The following is a 19801-nucleotide window of genomic DNA, read 5'->3' on the forward strand; positions in this document are numbered from 1 at the left end:
CAGTGCGACGGCGCGCGGGAGTCGAGAGTTAGGAATCCGCGATGACGCGACCGATCACCCTCTTCACCGGCCAGTGGGCGGACCTCCCCTTCGAGGAGGTGGCCCGCCTCGCGGGGGAGTGGGGCTACGACGGCCTCGAGATCGCCTGCTGGGGCGACCACATCGACGTCGCCCGCTGGGACGACGCGGAGTACGTGCAGAGCCGCAAGGACATCCTCGAGCGCAACGGCCTCCAGGTCTTCGCCATCTCGAACCACCTCACCGGCCAGGCGGTCTGCGACGACCCGATCGACGAGCGCCACCGCGACATCCTCAGCGACCGCGTCTGGGGCGACGGCGACCCCGAGGGCGTCCGGCAGCGCGCCGCCCAGGACCTCAAGGACACCGCCCGCTTCGCCGCCGCGCTCGGCGTGACGCAGGTCAACGGCTTCTCCGGCTCGTCGATCTGGAAGGGCGTGGCCATGTTCCCGCCCGCCTCCGACGAGTGGATCGCCGCCGGCTACCAGGACTTCGCCGACCGCTGGAACCCGATCCTCGACGTCTTCGAGGAGGTCGGCGTCCGCTACGCGCTCGAGGTGCACCCGAGCGAGATCGCCTACGACTACTGGACCGCCAAGCGCACCCTCGAGGCGATCGGCCACCGCGCCTCGTTCGGCTTCAACTTCGACCCGTCGCACTTCGTCTGGCAGCAGCTCGACAGCGTCGCGTTCGTGCTCGACTTCGCCGACCACATCTTCCACGTTCACGTGAAGGAGTCGGTCACCAACCTCGACGGCCGCAACGGCGTCCTCGGCTCGCACCTGCCGTGGGCGAACCCGCGCCGCGGGTGGACCTTCGTCTCGACCGGGCACGGCGCCGTCCCGTGGGAGCCGGTGTTCCGCGCGCTCAACGCGATCGGCTACACCGGCCCGACCAGCGTCGAGTGGGAGGACGCCGGCATGGACCGCCTCGACGGCGCCCCCGAGGCCCTGGCCTTCGTGCGGAAGCTCAACGCGATCACGCCGCCGGCCGACGCCTTCGACGCGGCGTTCTCGACCTCGCGCGACTGACCGCCCGCCGCACGCCTGCATCTTGGAGGCCGGAAGGACCGACTGCCCGCGAGGGCCGTCCGGACCTCCCGGCCTCCGTCGTGCTGCGAGCGCGTCCGCAACCGGGGCCGGGACGCTGCAGCGGGCGCCGAACGGGCCGGAGAGGGCGATCCGCCCTCGATCGCGGACGCGATCCAGGCCGGTCTCGGCGGCGGGCCCCCGCCCCGACCCGGCGGCTCGCCGGGAACGACGGACGGCCGGCCCCCCGCAGGGAGCCGGCCGTCCGGCCTCGCAGGATCTACAGGCCCTGGGAGAGGCGGTAGTACGCCGCGTTCGAGCGGATGTCGGACTCGAAGCCGCGGAGGGTGGTCGACTCGTCGATCACGAGGAGCTCGACGCCGGCGATGCGGGCGAAGTCCTCCCACGCCTCCAGGCCGATCTGCGTCGTCATCACCGTGTGGTGCGCGGCACCGGCGGTGATCCAGGCGGCGGCGCTGGTGCCGAAGTCCGGAGCGGGCTGCCAGACGGCGCGGCCGACGGGCAGGTGCGGGAGCGTCTGGGGCGGCTCGACGTTCTGGACCTTGTTCGCGACCAGGCGGAAGCGCTCGCGGACGTCGCTCAGGGCGACCACCACGGCGGGTCCGGCGTCGGCGGTGAAGACCAGGCGCACCGGGTCCTCGCGGCCGCCGATGCCCAGCGGGTGGATCTCGAGCGAGGCGCGCTTCGACGACAGGGACGGCGACACCTCGAGCATGTGCGCGCCGAGGATGAGCTCCTCGCCGGGCGTCATGTCGTAGGTGTAGTCCTCCATCAGGCTGGTGCCGCCGGGGAGGCCGGCGCCCATGACGGCGGCGATGCGGATGAGGACGGCCGTCTTCCAGTCGCCCTCTCCGCCGAAGCCGTAGCCGTCGGCCATGAGGCGCTGCACGGCGAGTCCCGGGAGCTGGCGGAGCCCGCCGAGGTCCTCGAAGCTGTCGGTGAACGCCTCGAAGCCGCCCTCCTCCAGGAACGAGCGCAGGCCGATCTCGACCGCGGCGCCGTAGCGGAGGGACTCGTGGCGCTCGCCGCCGGGGATCAGCTCGGGGACCACGTCGTAGCTCTCGAGGTACTCCGCGACGAGGGCGTCGATCTGCTCGGAGGTGGCGGCGTCGACGCGCTCGACGAGCTCGTTCACGCCCCAGGTGTTGACGCTGACGCCGAGGCGGATCTCGGCCTCGGTCTTGTCGCCCTCGGTGACGGCGACGTTGCGCATGTTGTCGCCGAAGCGGGCGACCTTCATGCTCTGCGAGGCGGACCAGCCGGCGGCCGCGCGCGACCAGGTGCCGATGGCCTCGGTGACGCGGGCGTCGCTCGCGTGGCCGACGACCGTCTTCCGGGGCACGCTCATCCGGCTGAGGATGTAGCCGTGCTCGCGGTCGCCGTGCGCGGCCTGGTTGAGGTTCATGAAGTCGAAGTCGATGTCCTGCCACGGCAGGGCGACGTTCGCCTGGGTGTGGAAGTGCAGCAGCGGCTTGGCGAGCGCGTCGAAGCCGTGGATCCACATCTTCGAGGGGCTGAAGGTGTGCATCCAGGTGATGACGCCCACCACGGAGTCGTCGGAGTTCGCCTCGATCATGGTGCGGCGGATGGCATCGGAGCTCTTCAGCACCGGCTTCCACTCGACGGTCACGGGGATCGCGCCCGCCTCGTTCAGCTGCGCGACGACGGCCTGCGACTGCTCGGCGACCTGGCGGAGGGTGTCCTCGCCGTAGAGGTCCTGGCTGCCGGTCAGGAACCAGACGGTGCGGGTGGCGAGGTCGGGGATGATGCTCTGGTACACGCTCATGCGATGGCTCCGGTGGGGTTCTGTCCGTAGACGTTCTGGTAGCGGTCGAACAGGGCGTCGATCGACTCCTGCGGGATGGGGACGAGCTCGCCGCCCTGGCGCGCGAGGTGCACGGTGCGGGCGACGTCCTCGGCCATGACGGCCGCCTTGACGGCGTCCTTCGCGTCCTTGCCGATGGTGAAGACGCCGTGGTTCTGCATCAGGACCGCGCGCGAGCGGTGCCCGCTGAGGGTCGCGACGATGCCGCGGCCGATGGAGTCGTCGCCGATGATCGCGAACGGGCCGATGGGGATCTCCCCGCCGAACTCGTCGGCCATCGCGGTGATGACGCAGGGGATCGACTCGGCGCGGGCCGCCCACGCGGTCGCGTAGGTGGAGTGCGTGTGCACGACTCCGCCGACCTCGGGCATCTCGCGGTACACGTAGGCGTGCGCCGCGGTGTCGCTGGAGGGGCTGCGGTCGCTGCCGGGGGTGCCGGGGACGACGTTCCCGTCGAGGTCGCAGAGGATCATGTTCTCGGGCGCGAGGTCGTCGTAGGAGACGCCGCTGGGCTTGATCACGAAGAGGTCGGCGCCGGGCACGCGGCCCGAGATGTTGCCGCCGGTCCAGATGACGAGGCCGTAGCGGACGAGCTCGGAGTGCAGCCGCGCGACGTCCTCGCGGACGCGGGCGATCGCCTCCTCGACGGCGGGGGTCTGGGTGGTCATGCGGTGGCTCCCTGGTTCTGCGGGTCGGTGAGGGTCTCGACGGCGGTCTGCTCGACGGCGAGGCCGGCGCGGTAGCGCTCGAGGTAGGCGGAGAAGCCGGCGATGTCGTCCGCGTCGGGGGCGACGGTCTCGAAGCCGGAGTCGCCGAAGACCTGATCGGTGAGGTACGCGTCGAGCGCGACTCCGCTCTGCAGTCGGTAGGCGGCGAGCACCGCCATGCCCCACGGGCCGCCCTCGGAGGCGGTCGCAGCGACCGAGACCGGGGCGTCGAGCGCGCCGGCGAGGAAGCGCTGGGCGACCCCGGCGGTGCGGAACATGCCTCCGTGCGCGAACATCTCGTCGATCCGGACGCCCTCGCCCGCGAGGACGCGCATGCCCAGCGCCAGGGTGCCGAACACGCCGTAGAGCTGCGCGCGCATGAAGTTGGCGAGCGTGAGGCGCGAGTCGGGGGTGCGCACGACGAGCGGGCGGCCCTCGACCAGGCCGGCGATGGGCTCGCCCGCGAGGTGGTTGTAGGCGAGCAGTCCGCCCGCGTCCGCCTCGCCCTCGAGCGCCTCGGCGAAGAGGGTGCCGTAGACGGCGTCGCTGTCGGAGGGCCCGCCGGACGCGGCGGCGAACCGCGAGAACAGGCCGACCCAGCCGGCGAGCTCGCTGGCTCCGTTGTTGCAGTGGACCATCGCGACGAGGTCGCCGGCGGGGGTCGCGACGAGGTCGAGCTCGTGGTGGACGCTCTCCAAGGGGCCCTCGAGGACGACCATGGCGAAGATGCTGGTGCCGGCGCTGACGTTGCCGGTGCGCGGGGCGACGGAGTTGGTCGCCACCATGCCGGTGCCGGCGTCGCCCTCGGGCGGGCAGGCGGGGGCGCCGGGCCGGAGGGCGCCGGTGGGGTCGAGCAGGAGCGCGCCCTCGGCGGTGAGCGAGCCGGCGTCGGCGCCCGCGGGGAGCACGGCGGGCAGCAGCTCGCGCAGGGGCTTCACGGCGCCGGCCGCGCGCTCGTCGTAGAGGTCGACGACGCGCTGGTCGTAGTCGCGGGTCGCCGGGTCGGTCGGGACCATGCCGGAGGCGTCGCCGACTCCGAGGACCTTCTCGCCGGTGAGGCGCCAGTGCACGTAGCCGGCGAGGGTGGTGAGGAAGTCGATCCGCTCGACGTGCGGCTCGGAGTCGAGGACCGCCTGGTGCAGGTGCGCGAGCGACCAGCGCAGCGGGATGTTGGCGCCGAACAGCTCGGTGAGCTCGGCCGACGCGGGCCCGGTGCTGGTGTTGCGCCAGGTGCGGAAGGGGACGAGCAGCTCGCCGTCCGCGTCGAAGGGGAGGTAGCCGTGCATCATCGCCGAGACGCCGAGCGCTCCGACGGAGGAGAGCTGCACGCCGTGGCGCGACGAGGCGTCGGCGACGAGGTCCGCGTAGGCGGCCTGGAGGCCCGCGTGGACGGCGTCGAGGGAGTAGGTCCAGCGGCGGTCGACGAACTGGTTCTCCCACTCGTGGCTGCCGACCGCGAGGACCACGGACGGGTCGGCCGCGTCGACCAGGCACGCCTTGATCCGGGTGGAGCCGAGCTCGATGCCGAGGGCGGTGGCGCCGCTCGTGATCACGTCGGCGGGGGTGGGCCTGCGCTGGTCCATCATGCTCCTCGCTCGGGCGATGTGACCGTTCACAAAGCCCCGGGTCAGCGTAGGCGAAACGGCTCGGGGTCGGCAAGCGAGGGGCCGGCCGGCGGGGTCCGACTGCTCCTCCTCCGCCGCAAGCCCCTTCCGCCGTGCCCGCCCGCTTGGTCGCATGAGGCATGCGTGAGATCAGACTCGTCAGACTCGTCACCCGCCTCGAGAACGCCGCCGCCCTCGATCCGCTCGTCGGCCGGGTGAAGCGGGCCGTGAACGCGGTGGTCCGGCCGCAGCCGGTGCGGGACGTGCTGCACGGCGTCCCGGTCGGCCACCCCGTCCATCCGCTGCTCGTCCTCGTGCCCACCGGCGCCTGGGTGTCGGCGGCGGTGCTCGACCTGCTGCCCGGGAACGAGCGCGCCGCGCGGACCCTCGTCGGCGTCGGCGTGATCAGCGTCCTGCCGACCGCCGCCTCCGGCTTCACCGACTGGTCGGAGCTGCACGAGCAGCAGGCCCGCGTCGGGCTGGTGCACTCGGCGGCCAACGTGGTCGCGACGGGCCTCTACGCCGCGTCGTGGCTGCAGCGCCGCCGGGGGCGCACGACGAGCGGGAAGGTGCTCGGGATGCTCGGGCTCGCCGTCGTCTCGGGCGGCGGCTACCTCGGCGGCCACCTCAGCTACCGGCAGGCGGCGGGAGCGAACCACGCCGAGGACGTCCCGCACCGCTTCCCCTCCGGGTGGCAGGAGCTCGGCGCCCTGGCGGACCTGCCGGAGCGCACCCCGGTGAGGAAGGAGGTCGCGGGTCTTCCCCTGCTCGCCTTCCGGCGGGGCGAGCGGATCGACGTGCTGTCGAACGTCTGCAGCCACCTCTCCGGCCCGCTCGACGAGGGCGAGGTCTCGGCGGACGCCTCGGGGGAGGCGTGCGTCGCCTGCCCGTGGCACGGCAGCGCCTTCTCGCTGGAGACCGGCGAGGTGCTGCGCGGGCCGGCCACCTCCCCGCAGCCGCGGTTCGAGACGCGGGTGCGCGACGGGCGCGTGGAGGTGCTGCTGCCGCACGCGGGGTGAGGCGGGGGGCTGCCGGGCGATCAGGCCCGAGCGGTCGACGCCCGCTCCACCAGCACCGGCGGCACCGGGCGGTCGACGGCGGGCTCCTCGCCGCGCAGCTCCGCGAGCACGACGCCGATCGTGCGGCGGCCGACCTCCGCGAAGTCCTGGCGGATGGTGGTCAGCGGCGGCTGGTAGTGCGCCGCCTCGGGCACGTCGTCGAAGCCGACGACGCTGAGGTCGTCGGGCACGCGCAGTCCCCGCTCGGTGCAGGCGTGCAGGAGTCCGAGCGCCATCTGGTCGTTGCCGGCGAACACCGCGGTCGGCAGAAGCGCGGCTCCGAGGAGGCGGAGGCCGGCGCGGTAGCCGGACTCGGCGCTCCAGTCGCCCTCCACGACGGCGACGGGGTCGAGGCCGGCCGCGCTCATCCCGGCGCCGAAGCCCTCGAGCCGGGCCTGCGCCTCCACCCAGTGCTGCGGACCGGCGAGGTGCGCGATGCGGGTGTGGCCGAGGCCGACGAGGTGCTCGGTCGCCAATCGCGCTCCGGCCGCCTGGTCGACGAGGAGCAGGGAGTCGGCGCCGCGGTCCGTCGCGCCGAGCGTCACCGAGGGGACGCCGATCGCGAGGCTCTCGATCGCCTCCAGCGCGCGCTCCTGCGGGGCGAGGACCACGATCGCCTCCACCGACTCCCGCTGCAGGTGGGCGAGACCGTCGGCCAGCGACTCCGCGTCCGGCGCCGCGTTCACGACCGGGACCCGGTAGCCCGCGTCGCGCGCCGCCTGCTCGATCGCGGCCATCGCGGTGGCGGTGCCGTAGAAGCTGTGGCTCTCGGCGGCGAGGATCCCGATCAGGCCGGAGCGGCTCGTCGCCAGGGCGCGGGCGGCGGCGCTGGGGCGGAAGCCGAGGTCCTCGATCGCGGCGAGCACGCGCTCCCGGGTGCGCGGCCGCAGCTGCGTGCTGTCGTTGAGCACCCGCGAGACCGTCTGGTACGACACTCCGGCCCGCACCGCGACGTCGCGGATGGTCGGCGCGCGGTCGAGGGGCATGGCGACACCGTAGCGGTGCGTGAGCCCCCGTCCCCCTCCTGCGAGATGCCACTTCGGTACGCGTTCGTCGGCGTGTCGCGTACCGAAGTGGCATCTCGCGGGCGGGTGGCCGGGCCGGGTCAGGGGCCGCCGAGCCAGTGGTCGATGCGGTGGTGGTCGGGGGTGAAGCCGTGGTCGACGCCCCAGAGGACGGCCTGCGTGCGGCTGGTCGCGCCGATCTTGCCGTAGACGCTGCGGATGTAGGACTTCACCGTGTTGGGGCTGAGGTAGGTGAGCGCGGCGACGTCGGCGTTGCTCTTGCCCTGCGTGATGAGCGCGAGGATCTCCGACTCCCGGTCGGTGATGCCCTCGTGGCGGCCCGGCCAGTCGAGGCCCGGTGCGCTGCCCGCCCGCCGCGGAGGATCGCTGACGACGACCTCGCCCGCGGCCACCCGCTCGAGCGCGGCCACCAGCTCCCGCGCCGGCAGGGTCTTGGAGAGGTAGCCGTGGACGCCCTGCTCGAGGGCGTCCGCGATGAGCGTCGGCGCGAAGTTCCACGTGTAGACGACCACGTGCTCGGCCCGCTCGTTGCGCACCAGCTCCGCGATCTCGTGGTGGTCCGACTCCGGCTGGGCGAACGAGTCGTAGAGGACGACGTCGATCCGGTCGGAGAGTGAGGCGTTCGCGTCGATCTCGGCGACGACCACCCGGTCGCGGTAGTGGTCGAACATGTGCGCGAGGCCCGTGAGGACGACGTCGTAGTCGTCGACGAGCGCGACGGTGAGGGGCGCACGGCGGGTCATGGTCGGACGCTACCGCACGGCTCGTCGGGGCGAGCACACCCCCAGGGGTGTACCGCCGCCTCCTCCGGGGTGGTTGCGTAGCCACCGGTCCCGCAACCGCGGAACCGATCAGCGGGCCCCCGCCCGCACAACGGAAGGACGACCGCCATGCTCGGTCTCATCATCAGCCTCATCGTCGTCGGACTCATCGCAGGAGCGCTGGCCCGCCTCATCGTCCCCGGGAAGCAGAGCATCAGCATCGGCATGACCATCGTGCTCGGCATCGTCGGCTCGTTCGTCGGCGGCTTCCTCGGGTTCCTGATCTTCCAGCACGACCCGATGGACGGCTTCTTCCAGCCCGCCGGCATCATCGGCTCGATCATCGGAGCGATCATCGTCCTGCTCGTCTACACCCGCTTCGCCGGCCGCTCCGCCGCGCGCCGCTGACCCGCAGCGCACGGCGACAGCGAGGTCGCTGCCGACCCGCGCTCCGCGGGCGTGCAGGCACCACGCTGACCGGCGGCCCCGGCCCGGCTCCCTCCACGGGCCGGGCCGTCGTGCTGTCCGCGAGCGCCGGTGCTCCGGCCGGTCCGGTCCGACGCGCCTCGTCCGCTGACCCCCGCGCCTCGTCCGCGGACCCCGCGCCTCGACCGCGACCGCGACCGTCGGACCTCGCGCCGCCGGGTGACTCCGTCGCCGCGGCATCCGTCGCCGCCCAGCCGCTGCGCACCGGCGTGCGGGATGCTCGGGCGATGCCGCTCGTCGTCCCCGATGCCCTCGTCCCGCTCGCGCTCCGGCTCGCCCGCGCGAACCGCACCTTCGTCAGCGCGGAGGGAGCCCGCCGCCGCATCCGGGAGCGCGCGCTCCGTCCCGCCTCCTACGGACCGCCGCCCCGCCTCCGGCCCGGCGTGCGCGTCGACGTGGAGCAGGTCGGCTCCTGGCCGGTCTACACGATCCGCCCGCGGGTGATCCGCGGCGGCGTCGTCTACGTCCACGGCGGCGGCTGGGTGAACGAGATCGCGCCCCAGCACTGGTGGCTCGCCGCCCGCATCGCCGACGAGGCCTCGGTCGCGGTCACCCTGCCGATCTACCCGCTCGTGCCGTTCGGCACCGCGCTCGAGGCGCGCGACAGCGTCCGCGCCCTGGTGCTGCGGAGTCTGGAGCAGCACGGCGCGACCTGTCTCGCCGGCGACTCGGCGGGCGGCCAGATCGCCCTCTCGACGGCCCTCGCCCTGCGCGACGACCGGGTGGTCCTGCCGCGCACGACCCTCGTCTCGCCGGCGCTCGACCTCTCCTGGAGCAATCCGCGGATCCCGGAGGTGCAGCCGACCGATCCCTGGCTCGGCACCCCGGGCGGTCGCGTCCTCGCCGAGAGCTGGCGCGGCTCCCTCGACCTGCTCGACCCGGTCGTCAGCCCGCTGTTCGGCGAGCTGGCGGGCCTCGGGCCGCTCACCGTCTTCACCGGCACTCGCGACGTCCTCAACCCGGACGCTCACGTGCTGGCCGAGCGGGCGGCGGCGGCCGGCGTCCCGTTCGAGCTGCACGAGGCCGTCGGTCAGGTGCACGTCTACCCGCTCGTGCCCACGCGCGCCGGGCGCGAGGCGCAGCAGGACCTGGTCGAGGGGTTCCGCGCGGCGGTCTGACGAGGAGCCCGCCCAGGCGTCCGGCGGGCTCCTCTCAGTCCGTCTTGCGGACGGCCGTCGGCGCCTCCGCCCGCTCGTCCACGACGTCGAGGCGCGCCAGCGCGTTCGCCGTCCCCCGGCGGCCCCGGGTCGCGATCAGGCCGATCACGGCGGCCGCCCCGAGGAGGAACGCGAGCAGCCCCCAGAACCCGCCCTCGACGGCGAGCAGCGTCGACCAGCCGCCCGAGCCCGCCGCCCAGCGCACGAGCCGCTGCCATGCGACCGGCCGCGGCTCGGGGCGAAGGCGCACCACCGTCTCGCCGAGGGTCCGGCCGGTCCGCAGCACGATCACCAGCTGGAGCAGCGGGGCCGCGAACGGCAGGGCTCCGAGAACCACGTCCGCAGGGCTCGACCGCGTGTCCACCCCCGCGAGCACGAGGCCGACACCGGTGATCGAGACGAGCGCGCCCGTGATGAGGCTCAGGGCGAGCGCGTCGCAGAGCATGCCGAACGCGCGGCGGCGGATCGTGACCGGGCGCGCCAGCTCCGGCACCGCGCCCTCGGTCCGGCGGGTGAAGACGAGGAGGACGGGGGAGAGGAGCGCGCCGAGCAGGGCGCCGACGGTGTTCGCCAGCAGGTCGTCGACGTCGAAGAGCCGGTAGGCGCACGGGTAGAGGAACCAGTCGCCCGTGAGCTGCGTGACCTCGATGAGGAGCGAGACGGCGAAGCCGACGACGGTGCCGCCGATCAGCCCGGCGACGAGGCGCCCGCGCAGAGCGAGATGGCGGACGAGCATCCCGAGGGGGACGAAGAAGACCACGTTCAGGAGCACCTGCGCGGACGCGGGATTCGTCAGCAACGCGCGGGGCCCGTCGATCCCGCCCTCCTTCGCGATGTCGCCGACGAAGGCGAACAGGCGCAGCTGCGGACCCGATCCGGCACGGCAGGCGGCGGCGACCGTCGCCTCGTCCGGCAGGGGGAGGAGCGTGTAGGTGACGAGGGCGAGCGCGTAGACCACGGCGGCGAAGGCCAGCACCGCGTTGCCGACTCCGAGGACGCCGCGCCGCCGGTACTGCAGGGCGGCCCAGGGCACTAGGCCGACGACGGCGATCGCGGATCCGAACACCAGGGCGAGCACGGCGGAGGTCATGCGTCGACAGTAGGAGAGCGGGCATCGATCCACCTCGCCTGGCGCGTCAGGCACGTCCGCCAGCGCGATTCGTCCCTCCCCAGCAGGGGATCCCGTCACCCGTCCACAGATCCGCGCGACCACCGTCAGCAGGCCCGACGCCCTGCTAGCGTTTCCTGGGTCGCGTCCAAGAAACGCGAACGCCCCCGACCCCTCCACGAAAGACGTCATGCCGCTGCGCCCCCGCCTCCTCGCCCTCCCCGCCGCCGTCGCGGCCGCCGCGCTCCTGCTGAGCGGCTGCACCGCCGAGGCTCCGAGCGCCTCCACCACCCCCGTCGACGGCGGCACGCTCACCTACGCGTCCGGCGACGCCGAGCCCACCTGCCTCGATCCGCACGTCGGCGGCAACTACCCGCAGGCGCTCCTCGCGACGCAGGTGCTCGAGTCGCTCGTCTCGCGCGACGCCGACGGCATCATCACGCCGTGGCTGGCCGAGTCGTGGACCGTCTCGGACGACGCGCTCAGCTACGACTTCACCCTGCGCGAGGGCGCGACCTTCACCGACGGCACCGCCCTCGACGCGGAGGCGGTCGCCGCGAACATCGCGCACCTGCAGGACCCGGCGACCAAGTCCTCCACCGGCTACCTCGCCGTGGCGAAGGTCGCCTCCGTCACCGCGGTCTCGCCGACCGTCGCCCGCTTCACCCTGACTGCGCCGGACAGTGCGCTGCTCGAGTCGCTCGCGCAGCCGTGGACCGCGATCGAGTCGCCCGCCGGCATCGCCCGCGGCGAGGAGGCGAACTGCGAGGCGCCCGTCGGCACCGGCCCCTTCACCGTCTCGGAGTGGGTCAAGCAGGACCACGTGACCCTCACCCGCAACGAGGCCTACGACGCGTCGACCGGCCCGACCGGGGACGGCCACGAGGGCCCCGCGCACCTGGCGAGCATCACCTGGCGCTTCATCCCCGACTCCGCCACCCGCTACGCGGCGCTGCAGTCGGGCGAGGTCGACGTGCTCGACAACGCCCAGCCCGACACACTGAAGGCCGCGACCGGAGCCACCGACCTCGTCGAGCTCGACGCGCCCCGGCCCGGCTCGGTCAACCGCCTCGAGCTCAACTCCGGGCAGGCGCCGTTCGACGACGAGTCCGTCCGCGAGGCGTTCGTCCGCGGCGTCGGCGTGAACGACGCGATCGACTCCCTCTTCTTCGGCACCGCCGAGCGCTCCTACTCCCCGCTGTCCAGCCGCGAGGCGACCGCGTACTCCGACCCGTCGCTCTTCGAGGACGCCGGGTCCGACTCCGAGACGGCCGCCGCCGAGGACCTGCTCGAGAAGGCCGGCTGGGTGGACTCGGACGGCGACGGCATCCGCGAGAAGGACGGCACGCCGCTGACGCTGCGATTCCCCGTCAGCACCAACCAGTCGATCCCGGCCGAGCAGTCGCTGTTCGAGCAGATCCAGGCCTCGGCGAAGACCCTCGGCTTCGACGTGCGGATCAGCCTGCTCGACCTGTCGAGCTGGTACACCGCGCTCGCGTCGAACGAGTACGAGCTGGTGAGCGCCCCGTACACGAAGGTCGGACCCGACGTGCTGCGGATCCTCTACTCCTCCTCGGGCATCACCCCCGCGCCGAGCGGCTACTTCGCCAACCACGCGCAGATCGCCGACCCCGCGCTCGACTCGCTGCTCGAGCAGGCCAGTGCCACGACCGACGAGGACGCCCGCGCCGACCTGTACGAGCAGGCGCAGCGGATCGTCCTCGAGGGCTACTGGATTGTGCCGCTCTACGACCAGCAGAACCACTACCTGCACCGGTCGGCCGTCCAAGGCCTCGTCGCCCTCGACACGGTGTCGACCCCCTGGTTCGCGGACGCCTGGGTCTGACCCGGCTGAGGAGAGCCGCCTGCACCGATCGAAGAGCGGACGCATGCCGGTCGAGTAGTCGCCGCGGCGGCGCTCCGAGACCCCGCGGTCGGGACGGGCGGATCTCGATGCGTCCGCTCCGCGGGCTGCTCGATCAGCAGGGGTCCGTCCTCCATGCTGGTCGAGCAGCCGCCGTCGGTCGCGCATCGCGTGCTCCGGAGGGAACGGACCTCGACGACGCCCCCCTCCACCGCCCCGACCAGAGAGGACGTCCGCCCGCATGATCCGCCGCGTGCTCCTCCGCCTCGGCGGCGCCCTCGTGGTGCTCTGGGCCGTCGCGACCGCCGTCTTCGTCCTCATCCGCCTCGTCCCCGGCGATCCGGCGCAGGCGATCCTCGGCGGCCCGGGCTCGCAGGCGTCGCCCGAGGCGCTCGCCGCGGTGCGGGAGCAGTACGGCCTCGACCAGCCGCTCCTCGTGCAGTACCTGGTGCAGCTCGGCCGGCTCGCGCGCGGCGACCTCGGCACCTCCTACTCCCTCCGCACCCCGGTCGCGCAGATCCTCGGCGAGCAGCTGCCCGGCACCCTCCTGCTCGCCGTGCTCGCGCTGACCGCCGCGTGGATCCTCGCGCTCGCGACGGCCCTCTGGTCGACCCGGGGCGGCCGGCTCGCCGCCGCGATCGGGTCCGGCCTCGAGCTCACGGCGGCCGCGCTCCCGCACTTCTGGCTGGCGACCGTGCTGATCGCCGTCTTCGCGACCGCGCTGCGCTGGCTGCCCCCGGTGAGCACCGGAGCCCCCGCCGGACTGGTCCTGCCGACGCTCACCCTCGCGATCCCGCTGGCGGGCTTCCTCGGCCAGGTGATGCGCCGCTCCCTCCTCGACGCGCTGGAGTCGCCGTTCGTGCTCGCCGCCCGGGCGCGCGGCGAGGGCGAGCTCGGCGTCCGCACCCGCCACGCGCTGCGCCATGCGGTGCTGCCGGGGGTCTCGCTCTCGGGCTGGGCGTTCGGCTACCTGATCGGCGGAGCCGTGGTGGTCGAGACGATCTTCGCGAGGCCGGGGCTCGGCCGGACTCTGCTCGCGGCGGTGACCGTCCGCGACGTGCCGGTGGTGACGGGAGTCGTGCTGGTCACGGCGCTGGCGTACATCGTCGTGACCCTCGCCACCGATCTGCTGACGCGCGTGATCGACCCGCGTCTGGCCCGGCGGGAGTCGGTCGCGTGAGCGAGCTCGAGCTGCGCGCCGCCCGCCCGCTCCGCCGGGGTGCGTCCCGCCTCCGCGCCGGCGAGGTGCTGGCCGCGGTCTTCGTGGTGCTGCTCCTGCTCGCCGCCGTCGCGCCCGGGCTGCTCGCCCCCTCCGATCCGCTCGCCGTCGCCCCGCGCGACGCCTTCGCGCCACCGGGCGCCGCGCACCTGCTCGGCACCGACGAATCCGGCCGCGACGTGCTCAGCCGCCTCATCGCGGGGGCGGGCGCGTCCCTCCTGATCGGCGCCAGCGCCACCGCGATCGGCCTCGTCCTCGGCGCGGTGCTCGGGGTGGTCGCGGCTTTCGGCGGCCGCGTCGTCGACGGCGTGATCGGCCGCGTGCTCGAGGTGCTCTTCGCCTTCCCCGCACTCCTGCTCGCGCTGCTCGTGATCGTGGTCACGGGTCCCGGAGTCGTCCCCGCCACCATCGCGGTCGGCCTCTCGACCGCGCCGGGGTACGCCCGCATCCTGCGCACGCAGCTGCTCGGCATCCGCGACTCCGGCTACGTCGAGGCGGGGCGCGTGCTGGGGCACGGACCCGTCCGCATCCTCGTCCGGCACGTCCTCCCCAACACCTTCGGGCCGCTCGCCGTGCTGGCGACCCTCGGCGTCGGCCAGGCGATCGTCTGGGCCTCGGCCCTCAGCTACCTGGGCCTGGGCGCCGAGCCGCCCGCGCCGGAGTGGGGCGCGATGCTCTCGGCGGGCCGCACCTACCTCGCGAGCGCGTGGTGGCTGACCGTGTTCCCGGGACTGGCGATCGTGCTGACCACGATCGCGACGACGGTCCTCGGCGGGCGTCTGCGGGGTGCGCGGTGAGCGCGGTCGTCGTCGAGGGGCTCCGGGTCGCCTTCGACGGAATCGAGGTGGTGCACGGGGTCTCGTTCCGCGTGGAGCCGGGGGAGTGCGTCGCGATCGTCGGCGAGTCCGGGTCGGGCAAGAGCGTCACCGCGCGAGCGCTGCTGGGGCTGAGCGGAGGCGCCGTGACCGGGAGCGTCCATGTCGGCGGGACCGAGGTGGTCGGAGCGGGCGAGCGGGAGCTGCGGCGGCTGCGCGGCGGATCCGTCGGCTTCGCCCCGCAGGACGCGCTGCTGTCGCTCGACCCGCTGCGCCCGATCGGCCGCGAGATCGGCGACGTGCTCCGCCTCCACGGCCGCCTGCCCGCTGCCGAGCGCGCGCAGCGGACGGTCGAGGCACTGGCGAGCGTCGGGATGCCGGAGCCGGCCGAGCGGATGCGCGAGCGCTCCGGCGACCTCTCCGGCGGGCTCCGCCAGCGCGCCCTCCTCGCGGCCGCCGTGGCGCTCGATCCGCCGCTGCTCGTCGCCGACGAGCCGACCACCGCGCTCGACGTCACCGTGCAGGCCCGCGTGCTCGAGCTCTTCGCCGAGCAGAAGGCGCGCGGCCGGGCGCTCGTCCTGGTCTCGCACGACCTCGCCGTGGTGGCGGGCCTCGCCGACCGCATCCTCGTGCTCGCCGACGGCCGCGTGGTGGAGGAGGGGACCGCGGCCGAGGTGCTGCGCGCGCCCCGGAGCCCCGAGGCCCGCGCACTCGTGGCCGCTGTCCCCGCCGGGCGCCCGCGCGGCTCCCGGCTGACGGACCCCTCCGCCCCGGTCCTCCCGCCGACGGCCGCAGGGGAGACGGTGCTCGCCGCGCGCGGCCTGTCGGCCCGGTTCCCGATTGCCGGCGGAGGCGTGCGCACCGCCGTCGACGGCGTCGACCTCGAGCTGCGGCGCGGCGAGACCCTCGGCCTGGTCGGCGAGTCCGGCTCCGGCAAGAGCACGGTCGCCCGCCTCCTGCTCGCGCTGCGCCGCCCCGATGCCGGCACCGTCGAGCTGTCCGGCGAGCCGTGGTCCGCGGCGACGGAGCGCTCCCGCCGACCCCGCCGCCCGCGGATCGGCGCCGTCTACCAGGACAGCCTCTCCTCGTTCGACCCGCGCTGGAGTGTCGGGCGGCTCCTCCGCGACGCCGGCGCCGCCTCCGTGCCCGAGCTGCTCGAGAGCGTGGGGCTCGACCCCGCCCTGGAGCGGCGCTCGCCGCGCACCCTCTCGGGCGGCCAGCGCCAGCGCGTCTCGATCGCCCGGGCCCTCGCCACACGCCCCGACGTGCTGATCTGCGACGAGCCCGTGTCAGCCCTCGACGTGTCGGTGCAGGCCCAGATCCTCGACCTGCTCGACGACCTGCAGCGCCGTCACGGCCTCGCCCTCCTCCTCATCTCGCACGACCTCGGCGTGATCGCCCACATGAGCGACCGCATCGCGGTGATGCGCGAGGGCCGGATCGTCGAGGCGGGGCCGGCCGCGTCGCTCCTCGCCGCGCCGCAGGAGGAGTACACGCGCCGCCTGCTCGCCGCCGCCCCTCGACTCGAGCGCTGAGCCGTCCGCGGCGCGGCCCCCGCGCAAGCCCGCGCCGCGAATCCGCCGAACCTCCACCACGTGTCGGACCTGCGGCGTAGCGTTGCCGAGGTGATGCGCCCGACGCCCCAGACCCTCGGCCAGCTCCGTGCCTCCGGGCACGTGCAGAAGAGCCTCCGCACCGAGATCCGCGACAACCTGCTCGACGCCCTGCGCGAGGGCCGCGATCCCTGGCCGGGCCTGCACGGCTTCGCCGAGACGGTCATCCCGCAGGTCGAGCGCGCCGTCATCGCCGGTCACGACATCGTCCTGCTGGGCGAGCGCGGCCAGGGCAAGACCCGCCTCCTGCGCACGCTCGTCGGCCTGCTCGACGAGTGGACGCCCGTCATCGAGGGATCCGAGCTCGGCGAGCACCCCTACGAGCCGATCACCACGGAGAGCCGCCGCCGCGCGGAGGAGCTGGGCGAGGACCTGCCCGTCGCGTGGAAGCCCCGCGAGGAGCGCTACGTCGAGAAGCTGGCCACCCCCGACACCAGCGTCGCCGACCTCATCGGCGACGTCGACCCGATGAAGGTGGCCGAGGGCCGCAGCCTGGGCGACCCGGAGACCATCCACTTCGGTCTCATCCCGCGCAGCCATCGCGGCATCGTCGCGATCAACGAGCTGCCGGACCTGGCCGAGCGGATCCAGGTCGCCATGCTCAACGTGATGGAGGAGCGCGACATCCAGATCCGCGGCTACGTCCTCCGCCTCCCGCTCGACGTCCTCGTCGTCGCGAGCGCGAACCCGGAGGACTACACGAACCGCGGCCGGATCATCACGCCGCTGAAGGACCGCTTCGGCGCCGAGATCCGCACCCACTACCCGACCGCGCTCGTCGACGAGGTCGCCGTGATCCGGCAGGAGGCGGACCTCGTCGCGACCGTGCCCGACGCGCTCATCGAGATCCTCGCCCGCTTCACGCGGGCCCTGCGCGAGTCGAGCTCCGTCGACCAGCGCAGCGGCGTCAGCGCCCGCTTCGCCATCGCCGGCGCCGAGACCATCGCCGCCGCCGCCCTGCACCGCGCCACCCGCCGCGGCGAGGAGGAGGCGGTCGCCCGCCCCATCGACCTCGAGACCGCCGTCGACGTGCTCGGCGGCAAGATCGAGTTCGAGTCGGGGGAGGAGGGCCGCGAGGACGAGATCCTCGACCACCTGCTCCGCCAGGCCACCGCCGAGACCGTCCGCGCCCACCTGCGCGGCGTCGACCTCGGGCCGCTCGTCGAGGCGGTCGAGAACGGCGCGATGATCACGACCGGCGAGCAGGTGACCGCCCGCGAGTTCCTGGCCGGCCTGCCGCTGCTGGGCGAGGCCCGCGTCTACGACGAGGTCGCCGAGCGCCTCGACGCCGTGGGGGAGGGGCGCCGCGCCGGAGCCGTCGAGCTCGCCCTCGAGGGCCTCTACCTCTCGCGCAAGCTGAGCAAGGAGACGGGCGGGGGCGAGGCCGTCTATGGCTGATGCTCCGCGCGGCAACCGGCGGCTGAAGCGCGACGCGCGCTACGCGAAGTACGACGGGGGACCCGATCCGCTCGCTCCTCCGGTCGACCTGAAGGAGGCCCTCGACGCGATCGGCGAGGACGTGATGGGCGGCACCTCGCCCGAGCGCGCCCTGCGCGAGTTCCTCCGCCGTGGCACCCGCGACCGCGAGGGCCTGGACGACCTGGCCGCCCGCGTCGCCGAGCGGCGTCGCGAGCTCACGCAGAGGAACAACCTCGACGGCACGCTCCGCGAGATCCGCGAGCTCCTCGACAAGGCCGTCCTTGCCGAGCGCAAGCAGCTCGCCCGCGACACGCAGATGGACGACGGCGACCGCGCGCTCGCAGAGATCCAGCTCGACAGCCTCCCGCCCTCACCGGCCGCGGCCGTCTCGGAGCTGAGCGACTACCGCTGGCAGAGCCCCGAGGCGCGCGCCGACTTCGAGCGGATCCGCGAGCTCCTGGGCCGCGAGATGCTCGATCAGCGCTTCGAGGGGATGAAGCAGGCCCTCGAGAACGCGAGCGACGAGGACCGCGCCGCGATCGACGCGATGCTCCGCGACCTGAACGAGATGCTCGAGGCGCACGCGCGCGGGGAGGACACCCCCGAGCAGTTCGACGCCTTCATGGAGCAGCACGGCGAGTACTTCCCCGAGGGCCCGGAGTCGGTGGACGAGCTGATCGACGCGCTCGCCGCCCGCGCGGCCGCGGCTCAGCGGATGCGCAACTCGATGACCGCCGAGCAGCGCGCCGAGCTCGACGCCCTCGCCCAGGAGGCCTTCGGCACGCCGGAGCTCATGCAGTCCCTCGGCCGCCTCGACGAGACCCTGCGGGGGCTCCGTCCCGGCGAGGACTGGGGCGGCTCCGAGCGGATGGACGGCGAGCAGGGGCTCGGCCTCGGCGACGGGACGGGCGTGTTCCAGGAGCTGGCCGACCTCGACGCCCTCGCCGACCAGCTCGCGCAGACGGACCGCTCCTCCCTCGACGACCTCGACCTCGACCTGCTGGCGAAGCGCCTCGGCGAGGACGCCTCCGTCGACGCGCAGACGCTGAAGCGCCTGGAGCGGGCCCTGCGCGACTCCGGGACCCTGCGCCGCGGCTCCGACGGCCGCCTCGCCCTCAGCCCGAAGGCCATGCGCCAGCTCGGGAAGGCGCTCCTGCGCGACATCGCCGAGACCGTCTCCGGCCGTCAGGGCGCCCGCGACGTCCGGCGTGCGGGCGCGGCGGGCGAGCGCTCCGGAGCGACGCGCTCGTGGGAGTTCGGCGACACCGAGGCCTGGGACATCCCCCGCACGGTGACCAACGCCCTCACCCGCAGCGCCGGCGAGGGCCGGCCGGTCGGCTCGGGGGTGCGCATCCGGATCGACGACGTCGAGGTGCAGGAGACGGAGGCGCGCACGCAGGCCTGTGTCGCGCTCCTCGTCGACACGTCGTTCTCGATGGCGATGGACGGCCGCTGGGTGCCGATGAAGCGCACCGCCCTCGCCCTGCACACCCTGATCAGCAGCCGGTTCCGCGGAGACGCGCTGCAGCTCGTCGCCTTCGGCCGCCGCGCCGAGGTGATGGACGTCGAGCAGCTGGTGGGCCTGGACGCGGAGTGGGACAAGGGCACGAACCTGCACCACGCGCTGCTGCTGGCCAACCGGCACTTCCGCAAGCACCCGAACGCGCAGCCGGTGCTGCTCATCGTCACCGACGGCGAGCCGACCGCGCACCTCGAGCCCGACGGCGGCGTCTTCTTCGACTACCCGCCGGACCCGCTGACGGTCGCCGTCTCGGTCCGCGAGCTCGACGCGTCGCTCCGCCTCGGCGCGCACACCACGTTCTTCCGCCTGGGCGACGACCCGGGCCTCGCGCGCTTCATCGACTCGCTCGCCCGCCGGGTCGGCGGCTCGGTGGTGAACCCGGAGGCGGAGGACCTGGGAGCGGCCGTCGTCTCCTCCTACCTCGGCGCTCGCGGCGCGGGTCCGGGAGGCGGCGGGACGCCCGGCGAGGAGCTGTTCGGCCGCGGCTGGAGCTTCTGAGCCGTTCAGGATGCAGGAGGGATCAGCTCCCGCGCCTGAGGATCAGCGCGTCC

Annotated in this window: 16 protein-coding genes; 10 read left to right on the plus strand and 6 right to left on the minus strand. The window is 74.0% G+C overall.

The window, feature by feature from the left end:
• The first annotated feature begins 41 nt into the window (after positions 1 to 41).
• Complete coding sequence (locus tag GSU40_RS02740; RefSeq protein WP_104226056.1) at positions 42 to 1049, plus strand: sugar phosphate isomerase/epimerase family protein; 1008 nt, start codon at positions 42 to 44, stop codon at positions 1047 to 1049.
• A 277-nt stretch (positions 1050 to 1326) separates the two neighbouring features.
• Here the strand turns inward: GSU40_RS02740 and araA are convergent, their stop codons facing one another.
• Genes araA through GSU40_RS02755 form a run of 3 tightly spaced genes read right to left on the minus strand, consistent with a single transcriptional unit; the run spans position 1327 to position 5182 of the window.
• The gene (araA, locus tag GSU40_RS02745; RefSeq protein ID WP_160033543.1) at positions 1327 to 2853 is read right to left on the minus strand and encodes an L-arabinose isomerase; all 1527 of its coding nucleotides are present in this window, start codon (positions 2851 to 2853) and stop codon (positions 1327 to 1329) included.
• The gene (locus tag GSU40_RS02750) at positions 2850 to 3560 is read right to left on the minus strand and encodes an L-ribulose-5-phosphate 4-epimerase (RefSeq protein WP_104224687.1); all 711 of its coding nucleotides are present in this window, start codon (positions 3558 to 3560) and stop codon (positions 2850 to 2852) included. The genes araA and GSU40_RS02750 overlap by 4 nt, the downstream gene beginning before the upstream one ends.
• Positions 3557 to 5182 carry an FGGY-family carbohydrate kinase gene (locus GSU40_RS02755; RefSeq protein ID WP_160033545.1) on the minus strand — a complete coding sequence of 542 codons (1626 nt, stop codon included), beginning with the start codon at positions 5180 to 5182 and terminating at the stop codon, positions 3557 to 3559. Before GSU40_RS02755 ends, GSU40_RS02750 begins: the two co-directional genes overlap by 4 nt.
• A gap of 161 nt (positions 5183 to 5343) precedes the next feature.
• Here GSU40_RS02755 and GSU40_RS02760 point away from each other — a divergent pair, with 161 nt between their 5' ends.
• Positions 5344 to 6222: a Rieske 2Fe-2S domain-containing protein gene (locus GSU40_RS02760; RefSeq protein ID WP_160033547.1), complete on the plus strand. Its 879-nt coding sequence runs from the start codon at positions 5344 to 5346 to the stop codon at positions 6220 to 6222.
• Between the two features lie 20 nt (positions 6223 to 6242).
• Here GSU40_RS02760 and GSU40_RS02765 read toward each other — a convergent pair whose 3' ends face one another.
• Complete coding sequence (locus tag GSU40_RS02765) at positions 6243 to 7247, minus strand: LacI family DNA-binding transcriptional regulator (RefSeq protein WP_160033549.1); 1005 nt, start codon at positions 7245 to 7247, stop codon at positions 6243 to 6245.
• Positions 7248 to 7366: 119 nt separating this feature from the next.
• Positions 7367 to 8029: a response regulator transcription factor gene (locus GSU40_RS02770; protein ID WP_104225041.1), complete on the minus strand. Its 663-nt coding sequence runs from the start codon at positions 8027 to 8029 to the stop codon at positions 7367 to 7369.
• A gap of 147 nt (positions 8030 to 8176) precedes the next feature.
• Here GSU40_RS02770 and GSU40_RS02775 point away from each other — a divergent pair, with 147 nt between their 5' ends.
• Complete coding sequence (locus GSU40_RS02775; RefSeq protein WP_104225042.1) at positions 8177 to 8455, plus strand: GlsB/YeaQ/YmgE family stress response membrane protein; 279 nt, start codon at positions 8177 to 8179, stop codon at positions 8453 to 8455.
• A 305-nt stretch (positions 8456 to 8760) separates the two neighbouring features.
• Positions 8761 to 9651: an alpha/beta hydrolase fold domain-containing protein gene (locus tag GSU40_RS02780; RefSeq protein WP_160033551.1), complete on the plus strand. Its 891-nt coding sequence runs from the start codon at positions 8761 to 8763 to the stop codon at positions 9649 to 9651.
• A gap of 34 nt (positions 9652 to 9685) precedes the next feature.
• On the opposite strand, the gene GSU40_RS02785 is transcribed toward GSU40_RS02780, so the two are convergent.
• Positions 9686 to 10780 (minus strand): VanZ family protein, encoded by a 1095-nt coding sequence (locus GSU40_RS02785; protein WP_160033553.1) that lies wholly within the window; start codon positions 10778 to 10780, stop codon positions 9686 to 9688.
• A 208-nt stretch (positions 10781 to 10988) separates the two neighbouring features.
• On the opposite strand from GSU40_RS02785, the gene GSU40_RS02790 reads away from it, so the two are divergent.
• From GSU40_RS02790 to GSU40_RS02815, 6 genes are all read left to right on the plus strand, one after another.
• Entirely contained in the window at positions 10989 to 12644 is a 1656-nt protein-coding gene (locus GSU40_RS02790) for an ABC transporter substrate-binding protein (protein WP_160033555.1), read from the plus strand.
• A gap of 259 nt (positions 12645 to 12903) precedes the next feature.
• Positions 12904 to 13842, plus strand: a complete 939-nt coding sequence (locus tag GSU40_RS02795; RefSeq protein ID WP_160033557.1) for an ABC transporter permease — start codon at positions 12904 to 12906, stop codon at positions 13840 to 13842.
• Positions 13839 to 14678, plus strand: a complete 840-nt coding sequence (locus tag GSU40_RS02800; protein ID WP_160033559.1) for an ABC transporter permease — start codon at positions 13839 to 13841, stop codon at positions 14676 to 14678. The genes GSU40_RS02795 and GSU40_RS02800 overlap by 4 nt, the downstream gene beginning before the upstream one ends.
• The gene (locus GSU40_RS02805; RefSeq protein WP_160033561.1) at positions 14675 to 16231 is read left to right on the plus strand and encodes an ABC transporter ATP-binding protein; all 1557 of its coding nucleotides are present in this window, start codon (positions 14675 to 14677) and stop codon (positions 16229 to 16231) included. Before GSU40_RS02800 ends, GSU40_RS02805 begins: the two co-directional genes overlap by 4 nt.
• A 93-nt stretch (positions 16232 to 16324) precedes the next feature.
• On the plus strand, positions 16325 to 17707 hold the full coding sequence (locus GSU40_RS02810; protein WP_104313789.1) for a magnesium chelatase: 1383 nt from the start codon (positions 16325 to 16327) through the stop codon (positions 17705 to 17707).
• A complete protein-coding gene (locus tag GSU40_RS02815) occupies positions 17700 to 19748 on the plus strand; it encodes a VWA domain-containing protein (protein ID WP_160033563.1) in 2049 nt (682 codons plus the stop codon). Before GSU40_RS02810 ends, GSU40_RS02815 begins: the two co-directional genes overlap by 8 nt.
• Positions 19749 to 19801: the final 53 nt, after the last annotated feature.

The organism is Rathayibacter sp. VKM Ac-2805 (genome assembly GCF_009834265.1).
Lineage (GTDB): Bacteria > Actinomycetota > Actinomycetes > Actinomycetales > Microbacteriaceae > Rathayibacter.